Source organism: Erwinia psychrophila, assembly GCF_039023475.1.
GTDB lineage: Bacteria > Pseudomonadota > Gammaproteobacteria > Enterobacterales > Enterobacteriaceae > Erwinia.
This window is the reverse complement of the sequence record NZ_JBCHVB010000002.1, coordinates 184,757-205,026: the sequence shown is the minus strand read 5'-3', so window position 1 is coordinate 205,026 and position 20,270 is coordinate 184,757. Positions and strand designations below refer to the sequence as shown.

The 20,270-nt window shown below is 56.8% G+C and carries 13 protein-coding genes and 1 pseudogene; 10 read left to right on the top strand and 4 right to left on the bottom strand.

Annotated elements, in window-relative coordinates:
- Positions 1-63 precede the first annotated feature (63 nt).
- The 5 genes from urtB (at position 64) to deoR (ending at position 5,354) form a co-directional block, all read left to right on the top strand.
- The gene (gene urtB / locus AAH446_RS07035) at positions 64-1,632 is read left to right on the top strand and encodes an urea ABC transporter permease subunit UrtB (protein ID WP_342906003.1); all 1,569 of its coding nucleotides are present in this window, start codon (positions 64-66) and stop codon (positions 1,630-1,632) included.
- Positions 1,632-2,708, top strand: a complete 1,077-nt coding sequence (urtC, locus tag AAH446_RS07030; RefSeq protein WP_342906002.1) for an urea ABC transporter permease subunit UrtC — start codon at positions 1,632-1,634, stop codon at positions 2,706-2,708. The genes urtB and urtC overlap by 1 nt, the downstream gene beginning before the upstream one ends.
- Positions 2,701-3,492 (top strand): urea ABC transporter ATP-binding protein UrtD, encoded by a 792-nt coding sequence (gene urtD / locus AAH446_RS07025; protein WP_342906001.1) that lies wholly within the window; start codon positions 2,701-2,703, stop codon positions 3,490-3,492. Before urtC ends, urtD begins: the two co-directional genes overlap by 8 nt.
- Position 3,493: 1 nt before the next feature.
- Complete coding sequence (gene urtE, locus AAH446_RS07020) at positions 3,494-4,192, top strand: urea ABC transporter ATP-binding subunit UrtE (protein WP_342906000.1); 699 nt, start codon at positions 3,494-3,496, stop codon at positions 4,190-4,192.
- Between the two features lie 385 nt (positions 4,193-4,577).
- Positions 4,578-5,354 carry a DNA-binding transcriptional repressor DeoR gene (gene deoR / locus AAH446_RS07015; protein ID WP_342905999.1) on the top strand — a complete coding sequence of 259 codons (777 nt, stop codon included), beginning with the start codon at positions 4,578-4,580 and terminating at the stop codon, positions 5,352-5,354.
- Positions 5,355-5,418: 64 nt separating this feature from the next.
- Here deoR and AAH446_RS07010 read toward each other — a convergent pair whose 3' ends face one another.
- On the bottom strand, positions 5,419-6,366 hold the full coding sequence (locus AAH446_RS07010) for a 2-hydroxyacid dehydrogenase (protein ID WP_342905998.1): 948 nt from the start codon (positions 6,364-6,366) through the stop codon (positions 5,419-5,421).
- A gap of 316 nt (positions 6,367-6,682) precedes the next feature.
- On the opposite strand from AAH446_RS07010, the gene ettA reads away from it, so the two are divergent.
- Positions 6,683-8,350, top strand: coding sequence for an energy-dependent translational throttle protein EttA (gene ettA, locus AAH446_RS07005; RefSeq protein WP_342905997.1), 1,668 nt, complete (start codon positions 6,683-6,685; stop codon positions 8,348-8,350).
- 81 nt (positions 8,351-8,431) lie between these two features.
- Here ettA and AAH446_RS07000 read toward each other — a convergent pair whose 3' ends face one another.
- Complete coding sequence (locus tag AAH446_RS07000; protein WP_342906365.1) at positions 8,432-9,328, bottom strand: LysR family transcriptional regulator; 897 nt, start codon at positions 9,326-9,328, stop codon at positions 8,432-8,434.
- A 97-nt stretch (positions 9,329-9,425) separates the two neighbouring features.
- Between AAH446_RS07000 and AAH446_RS06995 the strand changes: the two genes are divergently transcribed.
- The gene (locus tag AAH446_RS06995) at positions 9,426-10,427 is read left to right on the top strand and encodes a zinc-binding alcohol dehydrogenase family protein (RefSeq protein WP_342905996.1); all 1,002 of its coding nucleotides are present in this window, start codon (positions 9,426-9,428) and stop codon (positions 10,425-10,427) included.
- Between the two features lie 814 nt (positions 10,428-11,241).
- On the opposite strand, the pseudogene AAH446_RS06990 reads toward AAH446_RS06995, so the two are convergent.
- Both AAH446_RS06990 and AAH446_RS06985 read right to left on the bottom strand, forming a co-directional pair.
- A pseudogene (locus AAH446_RS06990) lies at positions 11,242-11,469 on the bottom strand (multifunctional transcriptional regulator/nicotinamide-nucleotide adenylyltransferase/ribosylnicotinamide kinase NadR); the annotation flags it as partial.
- 308 nt (positions 11,470-11,777) lie between these two features.
- Positions 11,778-14,849, bottom strand: a complete 3,072-nt coding sequence (locus AAH446_RS06985; RefSeq protein ID WP_342905995.1) for an autotransporter outer membrane beta-barrel domain-containing protein — start codon at positions 14,847-14,849, stop codon at positions 11,778-11,780.
- Between the two features lie 1,104 nt (positions 14,850-15,953).
- Between AAH446_RS06985 and ascF the strand changes: the two genes are divergently transcribed.
- The 3 genes from ascF to AAH446_RS06970 all read left to right on the top strand — a co-directional run bounded on the left by ascF (position 15,954) and on the right by AAH446_RS06970 (position 20,214).
- On the top strand, positions 15,954-17,420 hold the full coding sequence (ascF, locus tag AAH446_RS06980) for a PTS cellobiose/arbutin/salicin transporter subunit IIBC (protein WP_342905994.1): 1,467 nt from the start codon (positions 15,954-15,956) through the stop codon (positions 17,418-17,420).
- Between the two features lie 12 nt (positions 17,421-17,432).
- A complete protein-coding gene (locus AAH446_RS06975) occupies positions 17,433-18,860 on the top strand; it encodes a 6-phospho-beta-glucosidase (RefSeq protein ID WP_342905993.1) in 1,428 nt (475 codons plus the stop codon).
- A 334-nt stretch (positions 18,861-19,194) separates the two neighbouring features.
- The gene (locus tag AAH446_RS06970) at positions 19,195-20,214 is read left to right on the top strand and encodes a LacI family DNA-binding transcriptional regulator (protein ID WP_342905992.1); all 1,020 of its coding nucleotides are present in this window, start codon (positions 19,195-19,197) and stop codon (positions 20,212-20,214) included.
- The last annotated feature ends 56 nt before the right edge of the window (positions 20,215-20,270 follow it).

The following is a 20,270-nucleotide window of genomic DNA, read 5'->3' as shown; positions in this document are numbered from 1 at the left end:
GCGCCGGGAGGGTGTCATCCGTCCCGGCAACGCTTTTCACCTTCTGACTGAATGGGCACTGCGATGATCCTACGACAACTGCTAACGCTCTTTTTTACGCTCTGTCTGTTGCCTGCGGCTTTTGCCGGGCCGGCAGCGGATTTCGCCGCCGCCAGCCGCACGCAGCAGATCGCCCTGTTACAGCAATGGGCCGCCGCGCCGGACGCCTCGCGCCTGCCTTTTCTGATGGCCTTACGCAAAGAAAGTGTGGTGCTGGACGAGCATAAACAGCCGTTCAGCGTTACCGACGGCAGGTTGATGCCGCTCGATACCGTCACTCAGCCTGCGGGCAGCACCAAAAAACTGTTTATGAATAACCGCCTGCGCATCCTGATCGCTACCACGCTGGCAGCGCATCAGCTGGTCAGCGACAGCGCCGCCACACGCCTGGCCGCCGCGCGCGAACTGCAAAACGAGGCGCAGGCCGATCAGCTACCGCTGCTGACTCAGCGTCTCGCGGTCGAAAAAGATGACGACGTCCATGCGATTCTGGCCCAGGCCGTGGCCAGCTTACAGGTTGCCGATGCTAACCCACAGGTGCGCCTGCAGGCCGTAAAGCTTCTGGGTGAAACCAGCGATCCGCAAACCCAGGCGACGCTGACGCGCTTGACGCAGCCGCAAAACGAAGCGGACGCGCAGGTGCGCGCCGCCGCCGCCGACAGCCTGAAGCAAATTAAGCAGCGGCTGATGCTCGGCGACCTGCTTGGCCAGGCTTTTGCCGGGCTTTCGCTCGGTTCGGTACTGCTGCTGGCCGCGCTGGGGCTGGCGATCACTTACGGCCTGCTGGGCGTCATTAATATGGCGCACGGCGAGATGCTGATGCTCGGCGCTTATTCAACCTGGCTGGTGCAGACGCTGTTTCAGCGCTACGCGCCGGAGTGGCTCGCTTTTTATCCCCTGCTGGCGCTGCCGGTCGCGTTTATCGTTACTGCCGCCATCGGCATGGCGCTGGAGCGCACCATTGTACGCCATCTTTATGGCCGTCCGCTGGAAACGCTGCTGGCGACCTGGGGCATCAGCCTGATGCTGATCCAGCTGGTGCGCGTGCTGTTCGGCACGCAAAATCTGGAGGTGGCGAATCCGCCGTGGCTGTCGGGCGGCTGGCAGGCTCTGCCCGGCCTGGTGCTGCCTTATAACCGTATCGCCGTCATCCTGTTTGTTTTTGCCGTACTGACCCTGACCTGGCTCCTGCTGAATAAAACCCGCCTGGGCATGAACGTGCGGGCCGTCACGCAAAATCGTGCGATGGCCGACTGCTGCGGCGTGCCCACCGGACGTGTGGATATGCTGGCTTTCGGCCTGGGATCCGGCATTGCGGGTCTGGGCGGCGTGGCGCTGTCGCAGCTCGGCAACGTCGGACCTGAACTGGGCCAGAGCTATATTATCGACTCATTTTTAGTGGTGGTGACCGGTGGCGTCGGCCAGCTGGCGGGCACGGTCGTCGCCGCATTTGGCTTAGGGATAATGAACAAAATTCTGGAGCCGCAAATCGGGGCGGTACTGGGGAAAATTCTGCTGCTGGCGCTGATCGTGCTGTTTATTCAGAAACGGCCACAGGGACTTTTTGCCATGAAAGGAAGGGTAACTGACTGATGACGCAACCCATAACGCTGACCCTTGCGCAAAAATCGCCGCGTCTCAGCCTCGCTTTTGGCCTCTTACTGCCGGTTGCGCTGCTGATCCTGCCTTTTCTTGCGCTGCTGCCTGCGGAGAATCCGCTGGCGCTCTCAACCTATACGCTGACGCTGATCGGCAAAATACTCTGCTACGCCATAGTCGCCGTGGCGCTGGATCTGGTCTGGGGCTATGCCGGTCTGCTGTCGCTCGGCCACGGCCTGTTTTTTGCGCTGGGCGGCTACGCGATGGGGATGTACCTGATGCGCCAGGCTGCTGGCGACGGCCTGCCCGCTTTTATGACGTTTCTTTCCTGGGACAGCCTGCCCTGGTTCTGGACAGGCACGCAGCATTTCGCCTGGGCACTCTGCCTGATTGTGCTGGTGCCGGGCGTGCTGGCGCTCATCTTCGGCTGGTTTACCTTTCGCTCAAAGATCAAAGGTGTCTATTTTTCTATTATGACCCAGGCGCTGACCTGGGCCGGGATGCTGCTCTTTTTCCGCAACGAAACCGGCTTCGGCGGCAACAACGGCTTTACCGGCTTTACCACCCTGCTCGGCTTTCCGGTGACGGCGACTGGCACCCGAATCGGTCTGTTTGTCGCCACCGTATTGCTGCTGCTGGCCACGCTGGCTATCGGTTTTGCGCTGGCGCGCAGCAAATTTGGCCGGGTGTTGACGGCGGTGCGCGATGCGGAAAACCGGCTGACGTTCTGCGGCTACAATCCGCAGGGATTTAAGCTGTTTGTCTGGACGCTCTCCGCCGTACTTTGCGGGCTGGCCGGTGCGCTCTACGTGCCGCAGGTAGGCATTATTAACCCCGGCGAGATGTCGCCAACCAACTCTATCGAAGCCGCCATCTGGGTGGCGTTGGGCGGACGCGGCACGCTGATTGGTCCGCTGCTGGGCGCCGGGATCGTCAACGGCGCGAAGAGCTGGTTTACCGTCGCCTTTCCGGAATACTGGCTCTTTTTTCTGGGCCTGATGTTTATTCTTGTCACGCTGTTTCTGCCGCGCGGCGTGATTGGCCTGCTCCGTCGGAGGAAGCATGACTGAACAACTTTTTACTCAGCCGCATCCGGCGGATCGTTATCGTGCGCAGAGCGATCCGGTATTGCAGCTGGAGAAGATCAACGTCTCTTTTGACGGTTTTAAGGCGCTTACCGATCTTTCGCTACAGATAGGCGTGGGCGAGCTGCGCTGCATCATTGGCCCGAACGGCGCAGGTAAGACCACGCTGATGGACGTTATCACTGGCAAAACTCGTCCGGATAATGGCCGTGCCTTTTATGACCAGAGCACTGACCTCACCACTCTCTCGCCAGTGGAGATCGCGCGGATCGGTATAGGGCGCAAGTTCCAGAAACCTACGGTGTTTGAAGCGCTCTCTGTGTTTGAAAATCTGGAAATTGCGCTGAAAACCGAAAAGTCGGTCTGGGCCTGCCTGCGCGGTAAACTCAACGGCGAACAGCGCGACCGCATTGACGAGGTGCTAAAGCTGCTGCGGCTGGGTGCCGAACGCCAGCGCCCGGCAGGCCTGCTTTCGCACGGTCAGAAACAGTTTCTGGAGATCGGTATGCTGCTGGTGCAGGACCCGCATCTGCTGCTGCTGGATGAGCCAGCGGCAGGCATGACCGATGCGGAAACGGCATACACCGCCGAGCTGTTTAAAAACCTGGCCGGTCAGCATTCGCTGATGGTGGTGGAGCACGATATGGGCTTTGTCGAAGCGATTGCCGACCGCGTTACGGTGCTGCATCAGGGTCAGGTGCTGGCGGAAGGCTCACTGCGTGAAGTGCAGGCCAATGAGCAGGTTATCGACGTTTATCTGGGGCGCTAATATGCTGAAAGTCACCGGCTTAAATCAATACTATGGCGGCAGCCATATCCTGCGAGGTCTGTCGTTTGAAGTCCGCACGGGCGAAATTACCTGCCTGCTGGGCCGCAACGGCGTGGGGAAAACCACGCTGTTAAAATGCCTGATGGGCCTGCTCCCGGCGAAATCCGGCACGGTCACCTGGCAGGAGCAGATTATCAATCACCGTAAACCGCACCAGCGCGTGCGGGCGGGTATGGCTTATGTTCCGCAGGGCCGGGAAATTTTTCCACGCCTTACGGTAGAAGAGAACCTGTTGATGGGGCTGTCCCGTTTTTCCGGCTCCCGTGCGAAACAGATACCGGACGAAATCTGGCAGCTTTTTCCGGTATTGCGGGAAATGAAACAGCGGCGCGGCGGCGATCTTTCCGGCGGCCAGCAGCAGCAGTTGGCGATTGGACGCGCGCTGGCCTGCAAGCCGCAGCTGCTGATCCTGGATGAGCCCACGGAAGGCATTCAGCCCTCCGTCATTAAAGAGATCGGCACGGTAATTCGTCAGCTGGCTCAGCGCGGCGATATGGCTATTTTGCTGGTCGAACAGTTTTACGATTTTGCCGCCGAGCTGGCTGACAGTTATCTGGTGATGTCACGCGGGGAAATCGTGCAGTCTGGCCGGGGTAAAACAATGGCGGCGGACGGCGTCAGAGGTCTCGTCGCGATTTAACTGCATACCTGCTCTGAAATAATGGGCAGGTAAATATTACCGAGAAAAAAACATCAAAGTAACGACTTATCCTGTTGGAATGCGCATTTTAGCGGCAATAAACGTTCTGAACTTAACCCCTGGTTGAAGTACTGTCAGTCCAGTTTTTATAAAACTATCGTATCGAATGTCCAATTCTCCGCTTCTTTTGCAGGAAGGGTAACTGACGGTATTGTCCTGATAACACGGTTCCACTAAGCGAAATGGTACGCGTCCTCCCACCATTTGCAGCCTTTTCCCGATGCAGGTAAGATAACTTATCTGCCAGCTCTTCTTGCTGCAATCTATTAAAATAGCAGTGGTTTATCTGGGAAGGCGGCCTGCCTTATTCATAGGAAACCGGTTCATGGAAACCCGTAGCAGTGAGCGCGTAAACAAGCTGGCCCAGGCGCTGAAGCGGACTGATAAAATTCATCTGAAAGAAGCGGCACAGCTGCTGGGCGTTTCTGAGATGACTATCCGCCGGGATCTGAATGAGCAGCCCTCTTCGGTGGTGCTGCTGGGCGGCTACATCGTCTGCGATCCCAAAAGCACCCAAAGCCACTATTTTGTGTCGGATCAGCAGGCGCAGAATGTGGATAAAAAGCGCCGTCTTGGGCAGCTTGCCGCGCAGCTGATTGAGCCGGGCGATACGGTATTTTTCGACTGCGGCACCACCATGCCGTGGGTCATCGATGCGATTGATAGCAGCCTGTCGTTTACCGCCATCTGCTGCGCAATGAACACTTTTCTGGCGCTGAAAGAAAAACCCGCCTGTAAAGTGATCCTCAACGGCGGCGAGTATCACGCCGATAACGCCATCTTCACGCCGCTTGGTCAGGGCTCGGTGATGGACAGTCTCTGTCCGGGTAAAGCCTTTCTCTCTGCGGCCGGCATTGACGCCGCTCAGGGCGCAACCTGCTATAACCTCAACGAACTGCCGATGAAGCATCAGGCGATGCAGCGGGCCAGTCATACCATCCTGATTGCGGACAGCAGCAAGTTTGGCAAGGTTTTGCCCGCCCGCATTGGTGAGCTGAGCGCGTTCAGTACGCTGGTCAGCGATGAAGCGCCGCCGAAGAAGCTTGCTCAGCGACTGGCGCAGTTGGGGATTAAGAGCATCAGCGGGCAGCCAGAGAGCTGATCTTATCGCGGATGCAGCCAGCGCGCCGCTGTTAACATTGTTGCGCGCATGCCGCGCTGGCAGGTCAGACCCAGCGGTTCAGGATCTCTTCGCCATCCCGCAGGCGGCGCAGATTTTCACACACGCCGTTCACATTGCCCGCCAGCGAATTATCCGTCACGCCCCCTACATGCGGCGTGGCGATCACATTACAGGCAAACAGGCTGTCCTCTGGATCGGGCGGCTCCTGCCAGAAGACATCCAGCCCCGCGCCGGCAAGATGCCCGCTCTCAAGCGCTGCCAGCAGCGCCGCCTTCTCAATCAGCCCGCCCCGCCCCAGATTGATTAAAAAACTGCCCGGCTTCATCTGCGTCAGCGCGGTTTCATCGATAATGTTCCGCGTGTCCACATTATCGGGCAGGCTCAGTATCACAAAGTCCGCCTCGCTCAGCAGCGCAGGCAGCTGATCCATACTGCCCAGCCAGTCGAGCTGGTGCGCTTTTGCAAACCCGCTGTCCACCGTCCGCTTCACGCCCGTTAGCCGTACGCCGAAAGGCACAAGTCGATGCGCCAGCGCTTTGCCAATGCCGCCCAGCCCCACCAGCCCCACGGTTTTTCCGCTCAGCCCCATCCCCACCGGCAGGCCAAGCTGACGCGTGGCGATCATCTCCGGCAGCTCATGTGCCTTACGCGCCAGGCCAATCATCATCCAGATGCCAAGTTCGGCCACCGAGTCCGCATTGCCTGAACGGTCAGAGGGCACGTTCGCCACCTGAATGCCGAGCGCCCTGGCGCTGTTAATATCGACGCTCTCCAGCCCCGCCCCCGCCTGCTGGATCAGCTTAAGCCGGTCGGCCGTTTGCAGCAGGGCATCATTCACCTTAGCCATACCGGGGATCAGCGCATCATATCCCGCCAGGCTTTCCGCAGCGTGTCCGGCTGAGGCGATAAATTCCACGTCAGGCAGCGTCTGGCGAAACTGTTGGATCATACCACCCCAGGCGTTTTCATCGGCGGCTATCAGCACTCTCATGGTTATCCCTCTGTCTTGTAAGGCAAAAAAACAGCATAGTGGCCGGAGGACGAAAATCAAACAGCTTAAGTATAAATCTGCCCGGCGGACCAGGCTTGCCCGGAGGGCGACCGGGGAACCCTCCTCCGCCTTCTGAGCCGCTTCCTCAGGACCTGGCTGGCGGAGGTTTATACAGGCAACGCGATGACAACGCGGGGATAACGGATATCAGCCGGTCACGGCTGTGATTACCGCAGGAAACCAGCTAAACTTGCCCATCTGAGCGGGCATCTTTCTGCCCCATTTAAAACACAGACACCAAGAGGCTCATCCTAACGTGGCTCAATTCGTCTATAGCATGCATCGCGTCGGCAAAGTGGTTCCGCCGAAGCGTCATATCCTGAAAAATATCTCCCTGAGCTTTTTCCCGGGCGCCAAAATCGGCGTACTTGGCCTGAACGGCGCGGGTAAATCCACTCTGCTGCGCATCATGGCCGGCATCGATACCGATATCGAAGGGGAAGCCCGTCCACAGCCCGGCATCAAGATCGGCTACCTGCCGCAGGAGCCGCAGCTTAACCTGGAGCATACCGTTCGCGAATCGGTAGAAGAAGCCGTTGCCGAAGTAGTGGGCGCGCTGAAACGCCTGGATGAAGTGTACGCGCTGTACGCTGAAGAAGACGCGGACTTCGACAAGCTGGCCGCCGAGCAGGGCCGTCTGGAAGAGATCATTCAGGCACACGACGGACACAACCTTAATACCCAGCTTGAGCGCGCCGCCGATGCGCTGCGCCTGCCGGACTGGGACGCGAAGGTCGCTAACCTTTCCGGTGGTGAACGCCGCCGCGTCGCGCTGTGCCGCCTGCTGCTGGAAAAGCCGGACATGCTGCTGCTGGACGAACCGACGAACCACCTGGATGCGGAATCCGTCGCGTGGCTGGAACGTTTCCTGCACGACTTCGAAGGCACCGTGGTGGCGATTACCCACGACCGTTACTTCCTCGACAACGTGGCGGGCTGGATCCTGGAGCTGGACCGTGGCGAAGGCATTCCGTGGGAAGGCAACTACTCTTCCTGGCTGGAGCAGAAAGATGCGCGTCTGGCTCAGGAAGCCTCAAGCGAAGCGGCACGTCGCAAATCCATTGAGAAAGAGCTTGAGTGGGTTCGGGCCGGCGCGAAAGGCCGTCAGTCTAAAGGCAAGGCCCGCCTGGCGCGCTTTGAGGAGCTGAACAGCAGCGACTACCAGAAACGTAACGAAACCAACGAACTGTTTATTCCGCCTGGCGCACGCCTGGGCGATAAAGTGGTTGAGGTCACGAATCTGCGTAAGTCATATGGCGACCGCCTGCTGATTGACGATCTCTCCTTCTCAGTACCGAAAGGGGCGATTGTCGGCATCATCGGCCCGAACGGCGCCGGTAAATCGACGCTGTTCCGCATGATGTCCGGTCAGGAACAGCCTGATTCCGGCAGCATCGTGCTGGGCGATACGGTCAAACTGGCCTCCGTCGATCAGTTCCGCGACAGCATGGATAACACCAAAACCGTTTGGGAAGAAGTCTCCGGCGGTCAGGATATTATGCGCGTGGGCAATACCGAAATGCCGAGCCGAGCCTATGTTGGCCGCTTTAACTTTAAAGGCGTCGATCAGGGCAAACGCGTCGGCGAACTCTCCGGCGGTGAGCGCGGTCGTCTGCACCTGGCGAAACTGTTGCAGGTTGGCGGCAACATGCTGCTGCTGGATGAACCGACCAACGACCTGGACATTGAAACCCTGCGCGCGCTGGAAAACGCCCTGCTGGAGTTCCCGGGCTGTGCGATGGTTATCTCGCATGACCGCTGGTTCCTTGACCGTATCGCCACCCATATCCTGGATTATCAGGATGAGGGCAAGATCGAGTTCTTTGAAGGTAACTTTACCGAATACGAAGAGTACAAGAAGCGTACGCTGGGTGCCGAGGCGCTTGAGCCAAAACGCATCAAGTACAAGCGTATGAGTAAGTAATCAAAAGGGCGAAGCGATTCGCCCTTAACATTTCCGACAGGGCGAGCTCTTCGCCCTGCTCTGTCTCTCTCTCTTCCCTGCCTATTGATAAAACTCCCGGAAAATGGGCGACTGCAACGCGAAATCAATAAAGCGTGCCAGCGCGGGTGAGTTCAGCTTGCGGCTTGGGTAGACCAGCCACAATTCATTGCCTTCTACCTGCCAGTCCGGCAGCACCTGCACCAGCCCTCCGTGCGGGACAATATCCTCGGTGAGAAATCTCGGCAGCAGGGTGATTCCTGCATCGCCCAACGCGCACTCGCGCGCATAGACCAGGTTGTCGGTCATATGGATGGGCGGCAGCAGCCAGCGGTAATACTCCTCTTCCCGCTTCAGTAACCACTCGCTCCAGGCGCGATGAGCAATACAGCGATGCGTTGAAAGCTGTTGCGGATGGGTTAACGCTTCACGTTTATCCAGATAACCTTTTGAGGCCACCAGCAGCCTTTCGCAGTAGCCGATGCGCCGTCCAATCAGCGATGAGTCCTGCGGCTGCCCGGTACGCAGCCCCACATCGTAGCCTTCCTGCACCAGATCCCGGACTTCATCCGAGACGGAAACTTCAAGCGTGACGTCCGGGTATTCCTGCTGAAAAGCGGCATTGAAGCGCGCCAGTAGCGTGGCGCCAATCCCCGCTGGCGAGGTAATGCGCAGGCGTCCGCTGGGGTTATCCCGCAGGCGTTGTATAGCCATGTTGGCACGCTCGCTGGCCTGCATCATCTCCTGACAGTGCACCAGGTAGCGTTCGCCGGCAAAGGTCAGATTGAACTGACGCGTGGTACGGTTGATCAGCCGAATACCCAGCGCCTGCTCAAGCTGACTGATGCGCTGGCTGACGCTGGACTTCGGTAATCCGGCGCGCTTTGCCGCCCCGGTAAAACTGCCGCATTCGGCCACCAGCGCAAACAGGGCCATATCCTGCAGCTGTTTAAACATAATTGTTCACCTGAAACGAACACTTCGTTAGTTATTGTACGGCTTATCATGAGTCCGCTTAGCTTCTACACTGAATATCACACCTTAAAGGAGATGCGCCATGAGTATTAAAGCGATTGCTATCAATCCAGAAAAACCACAGCAGTTTATTGAAATTCAGCCGGAAAAACCGACGCCGGGGGAATACGATCTGCTGGTTGAAGTGAAAGCCGCTTCGGTCAATCCCGTGGATACCAAAGTCCATAAAGGCGCGCAAAAGAGTGGTTTGCAGCATCCCCGGATTCTCGGTTGGGATGCCAGCGGCGTGGTGCTGGAAGTGGGCAGCAAAGTGAGCGGCTTTAAGGCCGGGGACGAAGTCTATTACGCGGGAGATCTTACCCGTCCGGGCAGCAATACCACGCATCAGCTGATCGATGCCCGCATCACCGGCCACAAACCTGCCTCGCTGAACTGGGCGGAAGCGGCAGCCATCCCGCTGACGGCGCTGACCGCCTGGGAAGGTCTGTTTGACCGCCTGCAGCTTGATAAGGTGGAAGAAGGCAAAACGTTACTGATCGTTGGCGGCGCAGGCGGCGTAGGCTCGCTGGCTATCCCGTTTGCCAAACTGCACAGCAAAGTGAAGGTGATTGCTACCGCTTCCCGTCCGGACTCCGTACAGTGGTGTAAAGATCGCGGCGCGGACCTGGTGATCGATTATAAAGATATGGTCGGCGAGCTGGAGAAGCACGGTCTGAAGCAGGTCGATTACATTTTCTGCCTGAATGACACCGATGGTCACTGGGAGGCGATGGCAAAACTGATTGCGCCGCAGGGGCATATCTGCACCATCGTAGAGAATGAGAAGCCGTTAGAAATGAATCAGCTGAAGCTGAAAAGCGCCGCGCTGCATTTCGAACTTATGTATACCCGCAGCATGTTTAACACGCCGGATATCGCCCGTCAGGGTGAGATTCTGGATGCCACGGCGAAGCTGCTGGATGCAGGGAAAATCACGACCACGCTGAACAAAACGCTGCAGGGGCTGAGCGTGGAAACCCTGACAGAAGCCCATAAACTAGTGCTTGAAGGCCATATGCGCGGAAAAGTGGTGATGGTTTACTAGCACAAGTTGGGGACGCATGGCCTGGCTGTGCGTCAACAACGTTAAAACCTGGCCGGTCACCATGTCATTTAATTCAGTGCTCACACAGGTCAAAACCGGCTGTGGTGGAAAGGCGTCATCATAGAGCACGTTATCCTGGACGTCGTGAATCCATCCCTGGAGATTTGGATGCCGCATTCCTGCGGCAGATACTCGGCTAATGCGCTCTATGGTGTCACCCAGGAGATTCGGTGTTGTCTTTGATTTCAATGTTCACACAGGTCAAAACCGGCTGCGGTGGAAAGGTGTCACCATAGAGCACGTTATCCGAGACGCCGTAGTGCAAGATATTAAACCAGCTATCGGGGCAGCATTAGCGCAAGCCTGGATGCCGCATCCCTGCGGCATCCACCCGGCTAACGTGCTCTATGGCGCCCCCAGAACATGCAGTGTTGTCTTTGATTTCAACGTTCACACAGGTCAAAAGACGATTTGGGTTTAGGTTTGGATTGGGGTTTAGAAGTTGGTTTTGGTTTTCTTTAACAGGCAACACCATGGCTATTGGGAAGGGAGAGTGGGCTGATAAGCAAAGGCTAAGCGGCATGGACGCCGCTTCGCAGCCCCCACGGATGGGTTCACGGCGTCTTTGTGTTCAGCCCACTCTCCCTGACCTTAATACCTGAACATAAAGAAAACTTGCTATATTTCAGGCAGTTATACTCCATAACCTTAACATCTGAACACAAAGACAACTTGCCCTACTCCAGAAATCTCTTCTGCCTGATACGAGCGGCAAAACACAAAACAAAGCGCCCTGCCGCCAGACTTCAGAGCCTTACGCGCCCAGCATCTCCTTCACCAACGCCACGCAGCGCAGAAAGCGTCCGTCGTAGCTATCCTGCTCCACATGCTTAAAGGCGATATTGTTCTCTTCAGGCAGCGCGATCGGCCGCTTCTGGAACTCCTTGCGGTCCACCGAGCTGCCAAGGCTGCGTAGCCCGTCGGCGACCCAGGGCACGTTGTTTTTCACCAGGATCACCAGATCGAAGCGATGTCGGGTTACCGCAGACGTTTTCTCTCCCCCTCATAAACCCGCACAAAGTCACTGATAGCCGAATATATTTCCCCTCAATAACCCTGCATAATACCGCTCCTGGCGTCAGCCTTTCTGCCCTGTAGCCGCTACCGGCAGGCTGGGTCAGACTCACTCTGTTTTCGCTTCCGTTTCAGTTTTGGTTTACGCCCAGAAGCCATTCAACCAGACCACATGCTTCCCGAACTGTCGCTGCACATTTTATGCAGCACGGCGTCCGCCATAACGTGAAGCGATAAAAAAGGGGCCGCGAACGGCCCCCATGGTTGATGCCACACTCAGAAGTTCCAGCTGAAACCAGCGTTGACGCTGTTATCCTGGTAGTTTTCCGAGATCAGACCGCTGTAGCCCAGTGACAGATGAGAGGTTTGGTTCAGCGCGACTTCCGCGCTGGCCTTGATGACAGCGCCGTCGCGTGAAGCGGAGACGCTGTTTACCACGAACGGCGTGCTGCTGCCGTTAAACTTCAGCCCGGTTCCGCGATCCAGATCGCCATACTGATGCTGCCAGCCCAGTTCGCCGCGCAGCGCGACTGCCGTGCCCTGGCTCACTTCCCATTCAAGGTCAGAGCGCAGACCCAGCGTGGAGAGCGTGGCGTCGGTGTGCTGCTTGTCGCCATGCAGTGCCGCCGCTCCGCCCTGTTCAGCGATACGGTTGTTCTGGAAGTTAATATACGAGAGGTTGGCGAAGGGTTCGATATTGACCGGACCCGCCGGCATGCTGTAACCCGCTTCGGCGAAGAACTGTTCGGTACGGGCGTTGTACCTGGCGCTGGCCCGATCGAACTGATCCCCGTAGGTAACGGAGCGTTCAGTATCGAAGCGGTGCCAGGTGTAGGCTGCGCCAGCACGCAACGCCAGCGCGCCATACTCTTTACCGCCGTAGACCGCCAGGTGGTAGTTATCGCTGTCGGCATTTGAACCGTAGCCGCCGTCAAGCGAGGTGCGGGTATAGCCGGTGGCGACGCCGATACGTGCGCTATCCATCAGAGTGGAATCCAGCCCCAGCAGCACGCCGTAAGTTGAAGCCTGATAGCCGGTGGCGCTGGCGTCGCCGGAAGCGTGATCCCACGCGCCCAGCAGCTTCGCCCAGGAGCCTCCCTCATCAGTCTTGATCTCCGGCGATCCGGCCAGCCCTTCCGCCTGGCGCAGACGATCGTTCAGCGTGTCACGCAGATAACGGCTGTCGTTAACCTGTGCCGAAGCGATATCGGCGTGGACCTGGCCCCCAAGCTGCTGGAACGCCTGACGCGCTTCGCCAGGCGTTCCGCTCAGCAGCAGGCTTTCATAGACCGGATTACCTGCCCCCAGCGCTTCTGCCGCCGCCGCGACCGACCGCTGAGTAGCGGATTCGGCGACGCTGGCAAAGGCGACGTCGTTGCGGCCCACCGCCAGCGAGAGCTGATTATCCTGATAGTTGAGCGAAGTCCCCACGAAGGCGAAAGCGTAACCCGGCAGCAAGCTGTCGAACTCACCGCTAATCCCCTGTTCCGCCGTCAGAATATTGTACCGTCCCGTCAGGCTTTGCGCTTCGCTCTGGCTAAGCAGGTTGGCGCTGTTTTCCAGCGAGACTAACACTTCACCACCGTTAATCGTGATGGCGCTGGTGCTGGCGATACGGTCGCTGCGTCCGTCAGGGGCAACCTCAACGGCGTAACGCGATCCTTCTTCAAAGGTCACATCGCCGTTGACGTTCAGCGTGCCGATCGAGTTGCCCGGCGCAACGGTACCGCCGCTGGCGACGGTTAACGAGCCTACACTTCCTGAGCCGCCCAGGATGCCGCGCTGCTGTACCCTGACGTCTGACGTCAGCGATCCGTTGACCGCCAGCAGGCCGGCATTAACCAGCGTTGGTCCGGAATAGGTGTTTGTGCCGGTGAGCCAGAGCCCCCCGGTGCCCTCTTTGGTCAGCCCGCCGTGACCGGAAATATCGTTAGACCAGAGATCAAAACCACACTGTACGTCATTACAAATTCGCGCATAAGGCGTGCCCGCATCCACCGTAGCGCCGGTGCCAGGGATATTGGCAACGAACTGAGAGGGACCATAGGCGACGCCTTCCGGATCCGGTACGCGCAGCGCTTCAGGGATATCTTCAACGGTATAGAACTTACCTGGCCCGTTAATCGCTTTGCTAAGGTCGATCATCCCCCAGCCGTAGAGCGCATCGATGCCGGGATCGCCCATATCGGTTGCCGTGGTTTTCAGCACCTGCGCCACCTGTGCGCCGCTCATATAGGGGTAGCGCTCCATTAATACGGCTATGCTACCGGCTACGTGCGGAGCCGCCATTGAGGTGCCGCTGTATTTGGCATAGTCAGTGGTGAGGTTATCAACGCTGGTCCCCTCAATTACCGAGCTGTAAACGCGGGAGCCGGGCGCTGAGACGCAGAAGCTGGCGGTATAACCGCACTGGGAAGAGAAGTAGCTCACGCTGTAAGGCACGCTATTGGTTGACGCCTCATCCTCGGCAACGCTGGCGACCGAAAGCCAGTTGGGCGCGATATCCGGCACGAAATAAGCCAGCCCCGCCATCGCGTCAGGGTTATTGAGGTTGTAGTCATTACCGGCAGCAAAGATGGTGACGATACCGCTGCGGGCCGCATCAATCGCGCCCTGATAGGCACCGCCCGGTACGGTGCCGAGGATGGTTTTGATTTGATCGAACTGTTTCTGCGCATCGGCCACGGTGAAATGCGGGTAAGCCGGATCGCTGCCGCCCTGAGCGAATTTGTCGGTAATACCGATGCCCCAGCTGTTGTTGATAATGCGCACGCCGCTCTCTCTGAGCGCGTCCCAGCCCGCTTTATAGACCGCGCCATCGTTGCCAAGGACGATGCCATCCTCCGGGCCGGGATCGCCATTTTCAGCGCTGACGATTTGCGCGTCATAAGCGACGCCGTGCATGGGGCCGCCGTCACGGCTGCCTGCCGCGATGCCGGCCACGTGCGTGCCGTGCGATCCCAGCGTGCCGTCAGAATCCACGCTGGGCGTGCCGTCATAGCGGAACGCATCACCCGCTTTTACCGGAATATAAGGGTCGGTGTAGGCGCGTATGCCTTCGGTCACCAGGTTAATCACTTTATCGCTGCCGGAAAACTCCGAATGTGCGGCATAAACAGACTGATCGAAAATGCCCAGCTTAACGCCTTTGCCGCTGTAGCCGGCAGCATAGGCTTTATCCGCGTTAATCGCGCCCAGCCCCCATTCCGCTTGATATTCATTACTGCGCCAGCTTGCCGGATTGCCCGCGGCGCCCTGTTCAATATAACTGCCTGCCGCAGCCTGACCGACAGAACCCAGACATACCGCTACCGCCAGCACGCTTAAACGTGCGCATCGCCTTTCCATCCCAGATTGCGTTACACGCTGAGGCAGAGCCAACTTTCTGCTTTTCCTGACCATTGCCAATACCACCCTTTATTAATTTTCAGACAAGGATTTTTAAAATTATTCAATTTGTAGAAAAGTCCCACCGCCCTAAACGAGCCGGTGTGAATATCAGGTTTGGCAGAAAGTTTTTATTTCCGCCAGTAACAAAAGGAAATATAACGACGTAAAAAGGTGATTTCCTTCATATTATTTTCATATATTTTACGCCAACCTCTCTTGAAAAAATTTGAGTTAAGTAATCAAGCGTTAATTAATGAAATTATATTAAGAATGATCCTAAATATGAAATTATGTGGCAGCAGAGGTGATTAATTACTTGTGGATAATTATTGAAATGAAATAGTTTCTCAGCGTTTTTTTTATTTCTCCCCTGCATATTCAAGCCAACTTAACCGATTGATAGTTAATAAAAACAAAAAACAAATTAGTATAAATCTCTTATTTTTTATATTTTTAAAGCCGTTAATTTCCACACACCAGGTCCGGTGTTACAAAATTCAGAACAAAGTCTTTATTTACCTGCTGAATTAAAAATAACAATCCATAACATTAAAGGTAATTTGTGGGATTTCAGAAAATGTCTTAAAGCTCTGACTGCCTGCCCCGGCGTGAGGTTATTGCCCTGTTTTCGACCGGAAAAGTTGTAATGGCGTTTTTTGCATGGCGGGCCCCGAAATGGCATTCCACAGAAAATGACGCGTTCCGGACGGCGGGTGAATCGGGTCCTTCCGCGAGGAATCAAATTTTCTGGCAGCCCGCCGTAGCCGACACAATTTATCCTCCAATCGTATCCCGTCAGCTACCCTGATCATCCTTTTCCTGCTTCACCTGACAAAACTGAAAGGTGTCAGCACGCTCCCGATCACAAATTATTGATGATAAAAAAATAGTTATTGATCTTGTTTTGGCAGTTAATCAATCTTATGTGAAACCGGTTACCTAGATTTATCCGTAACAAGAACAAGGGCTGTGAAAGCCTCCGTTCTTAATTAACCTTATGAATAATATATAAAAAAACACCCTGCGATTAAGGTGCGTCATAACACAAGAGGTTTCACACTCATGTCAAAGAATTACGCGGCAATCTCACGCGCTATCGTCGATGCGATCGGTGGTGGTGATAACGTGGCGGCGGTAACCCACTGCATGACGCGCCTGCGCTTTGTGCTTAACGATAACAGCCGGATTGATGCGGCCACGCTGAAAAAAATCCCCGGCGTAATGGGCGTGGTGCAAAACGATAACCAGTGCCAGGTCATCATCGGCAACACCGTCTCGCAGGCCTATGCCGAAGTCGTCAGGCTGTTGCCGGCCAACATGCAGGCACAGCATGCCGAGCCGCAAAAAGGCAAACTGACCCTGCGACGCATCGGCGCCGGCATTCTGGATGCGCTGATCGGTACTATGTCACCGCTAATCCCGGCGATCATCGGCGGATCGATGGTGAAATTGCTGGCGATGATCCTTGATATGGCTGGCGTTTTCCCGAAAGGCTCCTCCACGCTGACCATCCTGAACGTCATCGGCGATGGCGCCTTCTTCTTCCTGCCGGTGATGGTGGCCGCTTCCGCCGCGGTAAAATTCAAAACCAATATGTCGCTGGCGATCGCCATAGCTGGCGTGCTGCTGCATCCAAACTTTATCGACCTGATGGCGAAAGCCGCGCAGGGACAGGCAGTCGACTTCGCTGGCGTGCCGGTGACGGCGGTAAAATATACCTATACCGTTATTCCCGCGCTCTGCATGACCTGGATCCTCTCCTGGATCGAAAGATGGGTGGACAGAATCACCCCGGCTGTCACTAAAAACTTCCTTAAGCCGATGCTGATCGTCCTGATCGCCTCGCCGATCGCTATTCTGCTGATTGGACCGCTTGGCATCTGGATCGGCAGCGGCATCTCAGCGGTGGTCTATACCATCCATCATTACCTCGGCTGGCTCTCGGTCGCCATTATGGGCGCGCTCTGGCCACTGCTGGTGATGACCGGTATGCACCGCGTCTTTACCCCGACCATTATTCAGACCATTGCGGAAACCGGCAAAGAAGGGATGGTTATGCCCTCTGAAATCGGCGCCAACCTGTCGCTGGGCGGCTCGTCGCTGGCGGTCGCCTGGCGCACGAAAAATCCGGAACTGCGTCAGACCGCGCTGGCCGCCGCCGCTTCCGCTATCGTTGCCGGGATCTCAGAACCTGCGCTGTATGGCGTGGCGGTACGCCTCAAGCGTCCGCTGATCGCCAGCCTGATAAGCGGGTTTGTCTGTGGTGCGGTAGCGGGGGTTGCCGGACTGGCAAGCCATTCGATGGCGGCACCCGGTCTGTTCACCAGCGTACAGTTCTTCGATCCGGCAAATCCAATGAGCATCGTCTGGGTATTTGCCGTAATGGCACTGGCCGTGATTCTCTCTTTCATACTTACTTTAATTCTGGGCTTTGAGGATATTCCGGTGGAGGCAGAGACAACAAGCGAAGCGACGACCGGACGGCCTGCCGCCTGGTCCACCGATTCTCAGGCCGTGAAAACGTATTAACAGAGGACGCATATGGAAACCAAATTTCCCGCAGGATTTTTATGGGGTGGCGCCATCGCTGCAAACCAGGCCGAAGGCGCCTGGCGTGAAGGGGGCAAAGGCACGGCGACGGTGGATATGCTTCCGCACGGGCCGGAACGTCTGGCGGTTAAGTTGGGCCAGCAGCCGCGTTTTAGCTGGCGTGACGATGAGTTTTATCCCAGCCACGACGGGATCGATTTCTACCATCGTTATAAAGAAGATATTGCGTTAATGGCGGAGATGGGGTTCAGGGTATTTCGTACCTCTATCGCCTGGAGCCGTCTTTATCCGCAGGGCGATGAGCTGATGCCGAATGAAGCCGGCATCGCTTTCTACCGCGATCTGTTTAACGAGTGCAAAAAATATAATATCGAGCCGCTGGTCACGCTGTGCCACTTCGATGTTCCGATGCATCTGGTTAAAGAGTATGGCTCCTGGCGCAGCCGCAAAATGGTCGACTTTTTTACCCGCTATGCGCGCACCTGTTTTGAAGCCTTTGATGGTCTGGTGAAGTACTGGCTGACCTTTAATGAGATCAATATCCTGCTGCACAGCCCGTTTTCCGGTGCCGGGCTGGTCTTTGCCGAAGGGGAAAATCAGCAGCAGGTAAAATATCAGGCCGCCCATCACGAGCTGCTGGCCAGCGCGCTGGCGACAAAAATCGCCCATGAGGTGAACCCGCAAAACCAGGTGGGTTGCATGCTGGCGGGCGGAAATTTCTATCCCTGGTCCTGCAAGCCGGAAGATGTCTGGGCGGCGCTCGAAAAGGATCGCGAAAACCTGTTCTTTATTGACGTGCAGGCCCGTGGCGCTTATCCGGCATGGACTCAGCGGATGTTCCGCGAGCAGGGGGTCGCCATTGAGATCCTCCCTGAAGACAGCGAAATTTTGCGCCACACGGTCGATTTCGTCTCTTTCAGCTATTACGCCTCACGCTGCGCCTCCGCGGAGATGAACAGCCAGAACACCAGCGCAGCGAACGTCGTTAAATCGCTGAAAAACCCTCACATCGAGGCCAGCGAGTGGGGCTGGGGCATCGATCCGCTGGGGCTGCGCATCACCATGAATATGATGTACGACCGCTATCAGAAACCGCTGTTTCTGGTGGAGAACGGGCTGGGCGCGAAGGATACGTTTAACGCTCAGGGCGAGATTGAGGATGATTACCGTATCAGCTATTTACGCGAGCATATTCGCGCGATAGCGGAAGCGATCGAAGATGGCATTCCGGTTATGGGCTATACCAGCTGGGGCTGTATCGATCTGGTTTCCGCTTCTACCGGCGAGATGAGCAAACGCTACGGTTTTGTCCATGTCGATCGGGACGATCGCGGGCAGGGGACGCTGGCGCGCACGCGCAAAAAATCGTTCTGGTGGTATAAGAAGGTGATTGCCAGCAACGGCGCAGATCTGGATTAGTTTCGCGACAGACCAGGCGGGGTTAGTTCTCTATCCGGCCTGTGTCAGCCCTTAATCTGCACTATGTCAGCCCTCGCCACGTAAGCCATTTACGACCGGATCGACGGAAAGCCGCCCGACCAACACAAGGGCGTGGCGGCATCGTTGACAATAAACGTTAATCTCCCCACCTGCGGCTGACTGTCCCGCCGCCAGCCAGACCATGCAGCACCCGCCACTGTTCAGAAAATCTCTGCCGGTGCCCGCACGCCCGCCCGATCCTGTAAGACATAATCCGCAACCTTTACCCTAAAAGGGTTTAGAATATCCCGACCAGCCAGAGCAGGAAAAACCGATGTCAACGATGCAGGAAGTCGCGAGAAAAGCGGGCGTTTCCAAGGCTACCGTCTCCCGCGTACTCTCGGGTAAAGGATACGTTAGCGAAGAAACCCGGAAACAGGTCTTTGCGGCCATTGAAGCCGCGGGCTACCGCCCTAACCTGCTGGCGCGTAATCTCGCCACCAGCAAATCTCAGTGTATCGGCATGGTGGTCACCAACACCCTCTACAGCGGCAGTTACTTCAGCGAAATTCTTTCAGGGGCGGCAAAAAAAGTGGAAGAAAGCGGCCGCCAGCTTATCCTCGTTGACGGTAAACACAGCGCGCAGCAGGAACGCGAGGCGATAGAATTTCTTCTCGACCTTCGCTGTGACGCCATCATCCTTTATCCGCGCTTTCTCAGCATTGAGGATCTGGACGACATCATCGGGGAAACTCGCCAGCCGATCATGGTAGTGAACCGCAGGCTACGGAAACATCCCAGCCATTCCGTCTGCTGCGATCATAAAGCATCATCTTTTAACGCCGCGCAGGCGCTGATCGCACGCGGTCACCGGCGCATCGCCTTTATTACCGGATCGCCCGACTCGCCAACCGCACTTGAGCGCCTCGCCGGTTATAAAGACGCGCTGCGTCACGCCGGCCTCCCCATCGATCCTCAACTTATTGTCGAAGGCAAATGGACGCCCGCCTGCGGCGCACAGGCCGTCAGAGATCTGCTGGAGCACGACATCGCCTTTAGCGCACTGATCGCCAGTAACGATGATATGGCGGTGGGGGCGCTAAAACAGCTCAACGCCGCCGGCCTCACCGTACCTGAACAGGTATCGCTGCTGGGTTTTGACGACATCCCCGTCGCGCCTTTCCTGCACCCTGCGCTCTCCAGCGTCAAAGCGCCGGTAACCGGGATGATCAATGAGGTGATTAACCGCCTTATTTCCATGCTGGACGGCGGCGATATGACGCCCCATAAGGATTTTACCTGCGGGCTGATTCTGCGTGAATCGGTGGCCGATGCCGCCGCGCCGGGAAAATAACGCCTGCGCCGCAGCCTGCCTGAAGTGGGGGTCATTAACGCTTACCAGCAGAACGT

Coding starts and splice junctions, on each gene's coding strand:
- urtB (WP_342906003.1), top strand. CDS start 64: ATGATCCTACGACAACTGCTAACGCTCTTTTTTACGCTCTGTCTGTTG.
- urtC (WP_342906002.1), top strand. CDS start 1,632: ATGACGCAACCCATAACGCTGACCCTTGCGCAAAAATCGCCGCGTCTC.
- urtD (WP_342906001.1), top strand. CDS start 2,701: ATGACTGAACAACTTTTTACTCAGCCGCATCCGGCGGATCGTTATCGT.
- urtE (WP_342906000.1), top strand. CDS start 3,494: ATGCTGAAAGTCACCGGCTTAAATCAATACTATGGCGGCAGCCATATC.
- deoR (WP_342905999.1), top strand. CDS start 4,578: ATGGAAACCCGTAGCAGTGAGCGCGTAAACAAGCTGGCCCAGGCGCTG.
- AAH446_RS07010 (WP_342905998.1), bottom strand. CDS start 6,366: ATGAGAGTGCTGATAGCCGCCGATGAAAACGCCTGGGGTGGTATGATC.
- AAH446_RS06995 (WP_342905996.1), top strand. CDS start 9,426: ATGAGTATTAAAGCGATTGCTATCAATCCAGAAAAACCACAGCAGTTT.
- AAH446_RS06985 (WP_342905995.1), bottom strand. CDS start 14,849: ATGGAAAGGCGATGCGCACGTTTAAGCGTGCTGGCGGTAGCGGTATGT.
- ascF (WP_342905994.1), top strand. CDS start 15,954: ATGTCAAAGAATTACGCGGCAATCTCACGCGCTATCGTCGATGCGATC.
- AAH446_RS06975 (WP_342905993.1), top strand. CDS start 17,433: ATGGAAACCAAATTTCCCGCAGGATTTTTATGGGGTGGCGCCATCGCT.
- AAH446_RS06970 (WP_342905992.1), top strand. CDS start 19,195: ATGTCAACGATGCAGGAAGTCGCGAGAAAAGCGGGCGTTTCCAAGGCT.